The 10,494-nt window shown below is 60.9% G+C and carries 11 protein-coding genes and 1 pseudogene; 6 read left to right on the top strand and 6 right to left on the bottom strand.

Translation table 11 applies throughout. The features are described 5' to 3' along the window. From A3764_RS03595 to A3764_RS26220, 3 genes are all read right to left on the bottom strand, one after another. A partial coding sequence (locus A3764_RS03595; protein WP_269085012.1) for a GSU2403 family nucleotidyltransferase fold protein occupies window positions 1–581 on the bottom strand: 581 nt, incomplete at its 3' end. Between the two features lie 137 nt (window positions 582–718). Continuing rightward, complete coding sequence (locus A3764_RS03600; RefSeq protein WP_067951191.1) at window positions 719–1,648, bottom strand: DUF2493 domain-containing protein; 930 nt, start codon at window positions 1,646–1,648, stop codon at window positions 719–721. Window positions 1,649–2,286: 638 nt separating this feature from the next. Beyond that, on the bottom strand, window positions 2,287–2,931 hold the full coding sequence (locus tag A3764_RS26220) for a TetR/AcrR family transcriptional regulator (RefSeq protein WP_161487248.1): 645 nt from the start codon (window positions 2,929–2,931) through the stop codon (window positions 2,287–2,289). Between the two features lie 53 nt (window positions 2,932–2,984). Between A3764_RS26220 and A3764_RS03610 the strand changes: the two genes are divergently transcribed. From A3764_RS03610 to A3764_RS03635, 6 genes are read left to right on the top strand one after another with little or no spacing between them, the layout of a single operon-like run. Beyond that, the gene (locus tag A3764_RS03610) at window positions 2,985–4,781 is read left to right on the top strand and encodes a CocE/NonD family hydrolase (protein ID WP_201722251.1); all 1,797 of its coding nucleotides are present in this window, start codon (window positions 2,985–2,987) and stop codon (window positions 4,779–4,781) included. A gap of 31 nt (window positions 4,782–4,812) precedes the next feature. Further along, complete coding sequence (dctP, locus tag A3764_RS03615; protein ID WP_067951199.1) at window positions 4,813–6,000, top strand: TRAP transporter substrate-binding protein DctP; 1,188 nt, start codon at window positions 4,813–4,815, stop codon at window positions 5,998–6,000. 59 nt (window positions 6,001–6,059) lie between these two features. Continuing rightward, window positions 6,060–6,542 (top strand): TRAP transporter small permease, encoded by a 483-nt coding sequence (locus A3764_RS03620; RefSeq protein WP_067951201.1) that lies wholly within the window; start codon window positions 6,060–6,062, stop codon window positions 6,540–6,542. Further along, window positions 6,539–7,840 (top strand): TRAP transporter large permease, encoded by a 1,302-nt coding sequence (locus A3764_RS03625; RefSeq protein ID WP_067951202.1) that lies wholly within the window; start codon window positions 6,539–6,541, stop codon window positions 7,838–7,840. Before A3764_RS03620 ends, A3764_RS03625 begins: the two co-directional genes overlap by 4 nt. A gap of 10 nt (window positions 7,841–7,850) precedes the next feature. After that, entirely contained in the window at window positions 7,851–8,621 is a 771-nt protein-coding gene (locus A3764_RS03630) for a cyclase family protein (protein ID WP_067951204.1), read from the top strand. A gap of 23 nt (window positions 8,622–8,644) precedes the next feature. Then, window positions 8,645–9,589 (top strand): 3-keto-5-aminohexanoate cleavage protein, encoded by a 945-nt coding sequence (locus tag A3764_RS03635; protein ID WP_269084759.1) that lies wholly within the window; start codon window positions 8,645–8,647, stop codon window positions 9,587–9,589. Between the two features lie 135 nt (window positions 9,590–9,724). On the opposite strand, the pseudogene A3764_RS25885 reads toward A3764_RS03635, so the two are convergent. From A3764_RS25885 to A3764_RS26320, 3 genes and pseudogenes are all read right to left on the bottom strand, one after another. Beyond that, a pseudogene (locus tag A3764_RS25885) lies at window positions 9,725–9,910 on the bottom strand (IS66 family transposase); the annotation flags it as partial. 166 nt (window positions 9,911–10,076) lie between these two features. Continuing rightward, entirely contained in the window at window positions 10,077–10,322 is a 246-nt protein-coding gene (locus tag A3764_RS03640; protein WP_082851144.1) for a type II toxin-antitoxin system RelE/ParE family toxin, read from the bottom strand. A 16-nt stretch (window positions 10,323–10,338) separates the two neighbouring features. Further along, a complete protein-coding gene (locus tag A3764_RS26320) occupies window positions 10,339–10,485 on the bottom strand; it encodes an antitoxin PaaA2 family protein (RefSeq protein WP_201722395.1) in 147 nt (48 codons plus the stop codon). Between the last annotated feature and the right edge of the window lie 9 nt (window positions 10,486–10,494).

Genomic DNA, 10,494 nt, shown 5'->3' on the forward strand with positions numbered 1-10,494 from the left:
CATCGCCAGGTCCGCCCTCGATCAAGCCCCGGGACGGGTGCGAACTTCAGCGTCGAAAATGTCTCGGCAAGTCCCGGGTCAACCTGATCCTGCAGGGCCACGCTCAACCTCTCGAACTGGGCGATGTCGATATCGCCCGTATTGGCCATGCCGCCAAGAGGTAGCCGGATGCCAAGCTCACCCTCATAAAGCCGAAACGCGTTCGTGCCGACGACAGTGCCACCCAAACGAAACGTCCCCGCAGCCGCCATAGCCGACAAAATGGAGCCCGTCGCGCGATCCGTCGGCGTCATGCCCTCGGCACGCAGGAGACGCACTAAGCGGGCCCGCTCTGCCTGCCGTTCCTTGGCCGTGGCGCGCAATTCCTCGATACGCTCGATGCGCGTGCGGGTCTCGTCGTTGTCTTCCCCAAGGTAGATGAAGCGCATCTCGGTACCGATGCGCCGCGCCGCATACCAATACGCCTTTTCACCACGGGTCTTGCGCGTCGGCGTACCTTCAATGCCCGACAGTGCGTCATCTCTCAGTAGACGCACCAAGTCGGTATAGGCGCTCATTGCAATGCTGCTGAGAGGCTTCATGCCTATCTCTTTAATATTTTGCTTGGCACGAACATGCCTATCAAAACAATCATCTGCTAGGCAAGGCGAATCTGGACAACAGTGGAAAGCGCCGTAGAAAACGACGAAAGGGCCGCCCGAAGGCGACCCTCTCTCATTCACGCGTCTGCCGTCTTCTTCGCCGGATCGGCGACCCGCATGACGGTGAGTCCCTTCGCCTCGGCCTTCTGCCCGAGGTTCAGCGCGACCCCGTTGCCTCCGAAGAGCACAACTCCCGTCGCAGCAAACTTGTCGTCCAGCATCTCATCGTTGCACTTGAAGGGTGCCGCCCGCCCATGTGCGGACCAACGCGGATCGAAGCGCGCCTGCGCGACGCCGCGCGCCCGAGCCCACCGGGCGGCGATCATCTCGGCCCCGTGCTTGCCACCCTTCTGGCAGAGGAAGATCTCCTGGTTGCGGTTCTGCCGGATGCGCTCGCGAACCTTGTCGAGTGTCGAGAAGATGACGTCGATATCGGTCCAGTCGGTCGCCCCCGACACGATCAGGGGAACCCCCTCGACCTTCGACTTCGCGGCTGTCTCGCGATCATGCTGTTCCAGCAACTGCCGGGCCTCGAAGACCGCTCCAGTCTCCTGTGCGCGAGCGCTGGCCCGCGATCCCGCGGCCGGGATGAAAGCGTGGCCGGTCTCGACCTCGTAGCATTCCGCCGCCGCCTCGCTCATCACCTCGATGGCCCCGACGATCTCGCGGACCTGCAGGAAGCGGACCTGCGCCTCTTCGAGGGCCGTCTCCGCGATCTCCGACCCGTCATGGGATTTTGCCAGGGCGCCGATCTTGTCGGCGGTGCGGTCGAGCTCCTTGCCGAGAGCGATCTTGCGGCGCTGCAGGATCGTGGCGAGCCCGTGCGCGAGCGGTTCGATCTCGGTCTCGAGACCAGTGCCGCGCAGCTGGCCGAGCAGGGCCTCGAAACTCTCGCGGACGACGCTGTCGGTCAGGACGTGATCCTCGGGGATGGGCAGCTCCGCGTCTTTCTCCGTCAGGCCGAAAAGTTCGATGGTCTCGTAGGCGTTCGCGTTCTCGTAAGTCATATTGGTGTCTCCAGATGTTCGGGGAACCACAACGTGAGTGTGGTGGCATGGCCCTACGTCTGGTTCACCGAATCTGTCCGGGTCAGGGACGGCGAAGCCGCCGGCGTGCCGGGCGCAAAAGTTTTCCGGGCGCATCGCCCACCACAGGCATGGCATCGAACACTGGACCGCCCTCTCCTCCCCGTCCCCCCTCGCCGAAAAGTTTTGCGATCCTTGACGCGGGCTGATTCGGGGGCCATCCGGAGGATATGCTTCCGCACTCATGTGTGTGTGTTGTTGACGGTAGGTTTGCCCGACGCGAGCAGGTAAAGGGCGCGACCGGACGCGGGAGACGGATGGAGCGGCGGGATCGTTTTGCGCCGCAAAACGGACCAGAGCGCAGTCCGGCGGAGCGGCCAGGGAGCGGCCTGCTCGCGAGACGGGCAAACCGGGATGCCGGGAGCCACGCCGCGGTGAGGCCGCATGGCCGAATGCGCGACGGGCCGCAGGGCCGTTCTCACCTGCGACACGCGCAGCCGAGCAGGGGATGCCGTAAGGCGAGTCAGGAACGAATCCTAGAGACGAGGCCTTATTCCCCTACAATCGTCTAGTCATTTCACCGAAAATCGTACTGAGGGGTAGGCCTTTCAGTACATTTGTTAGGCGGTCAGTATTCGCTCGATCCCGCCGGTGATGAACTCAGTCATACTCGCAAAAGCAACCATTGGTTCAGAACTATAGCTCCCTCCAGACAATGTCTCGACCCGACCAGTAGACGAGAAGACACCCAACATTATCGAAACCATATATACGAGAGCTCGGATCGCCATTTCTCGGTCCGCTTTCGGAAAAATCTTCATCAAAGCGTCGACATAGACATGCGCGGTCTCGTCGTACTGCTGTGAGATGAGCGCTGCGAATCGCCGCGACTGCGTAACTTGGGCTATTAGGTGTGAGTAGTGCCTCCAGCCTTCGTCATTGCCGTTAATCAGGTCAAGAAGCGGTGAGGTATAACATTCGACCAAGTCGCGCAGATCGAACGCCGCGGAGTGCTGGCGAACGGCAAGTCGTTCACGCCGTAACTCTGATAGATGTGCGCTGCGGCGTTGAATGACGGTCTCGAAAATCTGATCCTTACTGGGAAAGTGGTACGTTACAAGGCTGAGCTTTACGCCCGCTTCATCGGCGATATTTCGTACCGACACCGCGTCGAAACCACTTTCTGCAAACAGCGCTTCGGCCGCATCAATGATAGCCCTACGCTTCTGCTGTGCCGCTTTCGGAGCCGAGATTTTTGTTGACAAGGGTCTACCCTCCATCCTACCGAGTAAGGAACTGGACGCACGTACAGTCAGTTATGAGCCGTTCAAAAAGACTTAGCGTTGTTAGGGAGGACACCGCAATGAATTTGATTTCAGGAACTGTTGAGCCACGCAAAGAGCAGCGCAACGGCTTGATCGTGGAGTGGGACGTGCCTATCCCGATGCGTGATGGGTCTGTCCTGTATTGCGATATCTACCGTCCCGATAGCGAGGGACAGTTTCCCGTACTTATGTCCCACGGCCCATATGCCAAAGGCCTGTCGTTTGCCGAAGGCTATCCCGCACAATGGAACATGCTGACCCGCGACCATCCGGAGGTGGCGCAGGGCACCACTACCGAATTCGCAAATTGGGAAACTGCTGATCCGGAGAGATGGGTACCCTACGGCTATATCTGCATCCGCGTGGATTCGCGCGGATCGGGCATGTCTCCGGGCTATGTGGATCCCTTTTCAGCACAAGAAACTCAGGACTATTACGACTGCATCGAATGGGCGGCCGAACAAGTCTGGAGCACCGGCAAGATCGGGCTGGCGGGCGTGTCCTACTATGCCATGAACCAGTGGCAGGTGGCGGCGCAGAAGCCGCCGCACCTCGCCGCGATCTGCCCTTTCGAGGGCGCGTCGGACTATTACCGCGATGCGGTTCGCCACGGCGGGATCATGTCGACCTTCTTTGTGCGCTGGTATCCGATGCAGGTGACGAATGCACAGTTCGGGCTGGGCAGCAAGGGCCGCAAGAATCCGGTGACCGGTCGGTCCATCGCGGGCGAGGTCGATCTATCCGACGAAGAGCGCGCCGCCAACCGCACCGACATTCGCGCCGACTACCTGGCGCATGATCTGATCACCGACCGCTTCTTTCAGGACCGCATAGCGGCGCTCGAGGAGATCGAGGTACCAGTGCTCTCCTGCGGCAACTGGGGCGGACAAGGCCTCCACTTGCGTGGAAACGTCGAGGGCTTTTTGCGTGCCGGGTCCGACCAGAAGTGGCTCGAGTTACACGGGCTGGAACACTGGACCGAATTCTACACCGACTACGGCGTGGCGCTTCAGAAGCAGTTCTTCGATCACTTCCTGAAGGGCGAAGACAACGGCTGGGACAGCCGGCCGCCGGTCCTGCTGCAGGTGCGCCACATCGACAAATTTGTCGAACGCGAAGAGTCCGAATGGCCGCTGGCCCGCACGGACTGGACGAAATTCTACCTCGACACCACGCGGATGGCGCTGACGACCACTGCCCCGGCCGAGGCCCAAGAGGTGTCGTTCCGTGCAAAGGACCAGGTGCTGACCTTCCGCTCGGCGCCGCTCGATCAGCCGACCGAGATCACCGGCCCGATGATGGCGCATCTCGTCGCGTCCTCGACCACCACCGACGCCGATCTTTTCGTCAGCGTGCGAGTCTTCGACCCCGAGGACAAGGAGGTGTTGTTCGTCGGCGCCGTCGATCCGAATGCGCCGATCTCGCTTGGCTGGCTTCGCGCCTCGCACCGCAAGCTCGACCCGGCGCGAAGCGAACCCTATCGCCCGGTCCATGCCCATGACGAGGTGCAACCGCTGGTGCCCGGACAGTTCTATGATCTCGACGTCGAGATCTGGCCGTCGTCGATCGTGGTGCCCAAAGGTTATGTCATCGCGCTGAGCATCGGCGGCAAGGACTACGACAACGGCCTGCCGGAACCGATGCCGCAGATCTACGGTGTGTCACAGCGCGGCTGTTCGGTCTTCCTTCACGACGATGAGAAGGACCGTCCTGACGGCACGTTTGACGGCACCACAACCCTTCGCACGGGCGACGCCTATGTGATGCTGCCGGTCATTCCGGCGAAATAACCAAAACCCAACAGTTTTCAGGGAGGAACTGATGAGTCAGTTGACAGGAAAGGTGCGCGCCGCCGTTGGCGCGCTGGTGCTGGCGATGGCAGGTACCGGACTTCACGCGGAAGAGACAAAGCCGCTGGTGCGGCAATGGCTGGATGGCGATCTGCCCTATTCCGGGCCCGAGATCACCTATGATGGCGAGCCCATCACGATCCGCTTCTCGACCTTCATCGCGCCGGGCGGGTCTATTGTCACGGACATCTGGCAACAGGCCTTCGACAGGCTGGCGGCTGACACGAGCGGCAAGCTGGTGATCAAGCCCTACTGGGCCAGCTCGCTCGCCGATGCGCAGCGCGGGGCCTTCGAGGTCGTCGAATCCGGCGTCGCCCAGATGTCGAGCTGCTATGTCTCGATGAACCCGGCGGGGTTCGACCTGCAGCTGGGTCTGCAAATGCCGTTCCTCGTGAACCGCAGCACAGCCAGCTCCATGGCCATTCAGGAGCTGTATCCGACCTACTTCCGCGACGCCTACGAGTCCAAGGGCGTCTATCTGGCGCGGTCCGGCACGACGCCGCCGAACCAGTTGCTGACCACCGGCGCGCCGGTAGAAAAGCTCGAGGACATGGCGGGCAAGAAGGTTTGGGGTATCGGCCAAATCCCGACGGCCGTTCTCAAGGCCCTTGGGGCGGTGCCGGTCGCGCTGCCGCCGTCCGACCTCTATGTCTCGATGCAGAGCGGTGTGCTGGACGTGACTCCGATGCATGACGCGGGCACCAAGCTTTTCCGTCTCAGCGAACTGGCCAAGTCGCGCACCGTCGCGAACCTGACCGGCACGCCGATGGAATATTGCCTGAACAAGGCCTTCTTCGATGACCTGCCCGAGGATCTGAAAGGCGCCTTCTATCTCTGGCTGCAAAAGTTCAACCACGCCGAGATGGAGCTGTATTTCGACGCCGATGCCGCCCGTGCCCGCGACGAGATGGCCGCCAGCGGTGTGGCCTTCGTGGAGCTGTCGGACGAAGAGATGCAGCGCTGGAAGGATGCCGTCCAACCCGCCATCGACGACTGGGTTTCCGCCACTGAAGCCAAAGGCCTGCCTGCGGCCCAGTTCCTGCAAGACTACAAGGCTCTGACAGCCAAGTACGAGGCGATGAGCGATGACGAGTTGTTCCAGAAGCTGCTGGATCAGCCGCTGACCGGCCTGATCTCTGGTTTCCAAACCACAAACTGAGCGGCTGCGGCGGCCGGATCATCGCCGGCCGTCGCAGCCTTTTGAGGGAGAAACCCGCCATGATACGCATACTGACCTCCATAAACGCGTCGCTCTTCCGCTACGGGTCCTGCCTGGCTCTCGTGGCCGTGACGCTTCTCACCGGGTTCGACGCGATCCTGCGCTACGTGGCGGGTATGCCGATCGTCGGAGCATACGACCTCGTAGGGATGGGCCTGCTGCTTACCATCGTCTTCGCGCTGCCCGACAGCCTGCGCACCGGGTGCCATGTCCGCATGGATATCCTGTACGATCACTACGGCCCGGTGATGCGACATGTCGTAGACTTGCTTACCCAAGGTGCCGCGCTGGCCTTCGGCGGGATCGTCGCCTGGCGTGCGATCCATTTCGTGCCGCTCTACATGAAGACCGGAGAGGCGACTATCACCCTTGGGATGCCTGTCTGGCCCTTCGTGACGCTGATCGCCCTCTCGTGTGTCCTCTTCTGCCTGTCAGTGCTGGCTTCGGTCGTCACTGGCCTCAAGAAAGACGAAATGCCATGAGCTTCTTCGCCGTCGGAATCCTCGCGCTGGTCGCTATGGTGGGACTGATCGTTCTTGGAGTCCCAATCGCACTCGCAACGATGCTGGTCGCCCTTGCCGGAAATGCCTGGGTCTTTTCCTTTGATCAGGTGACCTCTCAACTCTATTCCGCCTTCTACAGCCAGGGGACGGAGTTCATCTTTGTCTCGATCCCGATGTTCATTTTCATGGGCTACCTTGTCGCGCTCGGGAACATCGGCCGCGACCTGTACGACTGTCTCTACAAGTGGCTGGGTGCCCTTCCCGGAGGCCTGGCGATTTCGGCGGTAACCACGTCGACCTTGTTCGGGGCTGTGGTTGGGGTCAGCGCGGCCTCGGTCGCGACGGTCGGCAGCATCACCCTGCCCGAGATGCAGCGCTTCGGCTACCAGAACCGGCTGTCGACGGGGGCTATCGCCTCGGCCAGCACGATTGCCATCCTGATGCCGCCCAGCCTGCTGATGGTACTCTACGGTCTGTGGACCGATACATCCATCGGACGGCTCTTCATGGCCGGGATCATCCCGGCCTTCGGGATGACGCTCCTGTTCTGCCTCTACATCCTGGGTCGTTGCCTGTCCGATCCGCAGGTCGGCCCCGCCGGTCCGGGGTTCACGATGCGCGAAAAGCTCGCATCTCTGGTCAACGTCCTGCCGATCGCGCTGATCTTCATCATCGTGGTGGGCGGCATCTATGTGGGCCTCTTCACGGCCAGCGAAGCCGCCGGGGTCGGGGCCTTTGCCGTACTGGTGGTGCTGCTGGCGATGCGCCGCCTGACCATGGCGCGCCTGCTGCAGGCTTCGGTCCAGACCGCGCGCCTGTCGATCATGATCATGACCGTCTTCATCGCGGTGACGCTCTTCTCACGGTTCTTGGTGCTGACCGACGTCACCACGACGCTGGTGACCGCTATCACCGGATCGGGGCTAGGACGCTATGCCGTGCTGCTGCTGATCGTGGCGATGTACATCTTCCTGGGCATGATCATGGACGGGATCAGTACGCTGGTCCTGACCCTGCCGCTGGTCTTCCCGGTCATCACCTCGCTCGGCTTCGACGCGGTTTGGTTCGGGGTCCTGCTGACCATCATCGTCGAGATCGGGCTGATCACGCCGCCGGTCGGGTTCAACTGCTACGTCCTGCGGTCCATCGCGACCGAGGTTCCGCTGGCCGAGATCTTCCGCGGTGTCGCGCCCTTCGTCGTGATGTCGCTGGCGGCCATCGGCCTGTTGATCGCCTTTCCGCAGATCGCCCTCTGGCTGCCCTCGCAACTCTACTGAGGCAAGCACCATGCGCCAAATTATCGACCTGTCCATCCCCATAGACGCGTTCACACCGGCAGATCCGCCGTTTCAGGTGCCGGTCATAGACTATGTCGCCCATGACCGCGGCGCCGAGGTGCTCTGCGCCCAGTTCCCCGGCCTGTCGCGTCAAGATTTGCCCGGCGGACACGGCTGGGCAGTCGAGACGTTGACGCTGAGCACCCACAACGGCACCCACCTAGATGCGCCCTGGCACTACCATCCGACAATGAACGGCGGCGAACGCGCCTGGACGATCGACGAAGTGCCGCTGAATTGGTGCTACCAACCCGGGGTGAAGCTGGACTTCCGCCATTTCCCGGACGGATACATTGTCACACCCGCCGATATCGACACCGAATTGGAGCGGATCGGCTGCACGCTTTCCCCGCTGCAAATCGTGCTGGTGAACACATCGGCGGGGGCGGCCTTTGGTGCGAAAGACTATATCGACCGAGGCTGCGGGGTCGGACGTGAAGCGACACTTCATCTGCTCGACATGGGAGTCCGCGTGACCGGTACCGATGGCTGGAGTTGGGACGCGCCCTTTTCCGCTACTGCCAGTCGTTATGCCGAAAGCGGAGATGCCTCAATCATCTGGGAGGGGCACAAAGCAGGCAAGGACCGGGCCTATTGCCATCTCGAAAAGCTGACGAACCTCGACAGTCTTCCGTCCACGGGATTCGACGTGATCTGTTTGCCGGTCAAGGTCGCCGCCGGATCGGCTGGCTGGACGCGGGCCGTAGCAATTCTTTCGTAATTCAAGCCATGAAGGAGCCCGATGTGGCCAAAGCAAAGACAATCATCACCTGCGCCATCACCGGCGCAATTCATACCCCGACCATGTCGGACGCGCTGCCCTACCGCCCCGAAGATATCGCCGCGCAGTCCATCGAGGCGGCCGAGGCAGGGGCGGCGATCCTGCATTTGCACGCCCGTCGTTCCGCAGACGGCGGGGTGACCATTGACCCCGACGCCTTTCGCGGCTTTCTGCCTGAAATCAGCCGCGCAACCGATGCGGTCATCAACATTTCGACCGGTGGCAGCCTTCAGAACACGGTGGAAGAGCGCATCCGGCCCGCGCTGACCTTCTCCCCCGAAATGTGTTCGATGAATATGGGATCGATGAATTTCTCGTTCCATCCACTGGCCAAGCGGTATGACACTTGGAAGTTCGACTGGGAAAAGAACTACCTGACCGGGTCCGACGCCTTCATCTTTCGAAACACCTTTGCCGATATCGGCAATGCGGCAAGGCAACTCGCCCCGCATGACGTCCGGTTCGAGCATGAATGCTATGACGTCGGGCACCTCTACAATCTCAAATTCTGCGTTGATCAGGGTCTCTTCATAGCGCCTGTTTTCATCCAGTTCGTGCTAGGCATCCTGGGCGGTATCGGCGCCGATCTCGAAAACCTGCTCTACATGAAGAAGACGGCCGACAAGCTCTTCGGCGACAAATACCGTTGGTCGGTCCTTGCCGCCGGTTCAGCCCAGATACCGCTGGCGACTGCCGCGGCGCAGCTGGGAGGGCACGTCAGGGTCGGGCTGGAAGACTCTCTATTCATCAGTCGCGGCAAGCTTGCCGAGAGCAATGCCCAGCAGGTTAGCAAGGTGCGGCGCATTCTCGAAGACCTCGGGCACGAGATCGCGACGCCGGATGAGGCACGTGCAATCCTTGGACTAAAAGGACTGGCGTTGACTAAACTAAATGAATCGCAAACGTAACACTTCTATTATGTTAGTACGCTGTAACATAGCGCATGAGAGGCATGTTGAGTATTCTCATTATCAATTAGCAAAATGTAATCGGTGTCCCGACCACACGGTCAAGCCGTAGTTCCAAGGAAGAAGATCGTTGATCTAGCTATGCCTGTGGCCTTGGACGATGGCGACGATAGTGGTCGACCGACATACTAGGGGATCGACGCCGTTCATCGTACAGGTCTCAATGAGTGAGGCGATGACCGCCGAGTTGTCAGTTCTGACTTCCTAGCCTGCGAATAGGGCGTTCTTGCGGTTCTGGGCGATTGGGCGGCCGCGTCGCTGCGGAGGATATCGGCCTCGATGGCATCGAGATCGCGAATGCGAGCTGTGCTTGGCCATGTCGTATACCCTTTGAATCAGGTTGCGGGTCTGACAGGACAGAAAGCCCTCTCTTCACTTTTAAGGTTTCGAGAGGGCCACGAATTGGGACGGCTTCAGACCATCCCGATCAGGGCCATAGCTGTGCGGCGTGCAGGATGCGCAAGATGGTCACGGTGTCGGGGTCTTCAGCGTAGACCACGATGTAGTGCGGGCGCACAACCATTTCGCGGGTGCCGTCGACGCGGCCCCGACGGTACATCTGAGGATGCTCTGGCAATCTTGAGGTTTTAGCCTCATCCTCGTCTTTGAGGGCCTGAGCGGCATCTGGATTGTCGTCGGAGATGTAGTCGATGATCGCCAGAAGGTCGGCGATGGCCGCGGCCTTCCATTCAAGATCGGGTACGTCGTTTCCCGTCGATCAGCGCCTGGGCATCCTGCATCACCTGGGCCTGTGCCTTTGCCGGACGCGGATCGTCCAGGGCTTCCTGCACCTTGGCACGGAACCATGCGTCATAGGCGTCGGGATCGGCGGTCAGTCCCGCCGG

The organism is Sulfitobacter sp. HI0129, assembly GCF_001635395.1.
In the GTDB taxonomy this organism is placed as follows: Bacteria; Pseudomonadota; Alphaproteobacteria; order Rhodobacterales; family Rhodobacteraceae; genus Sulfitobacter.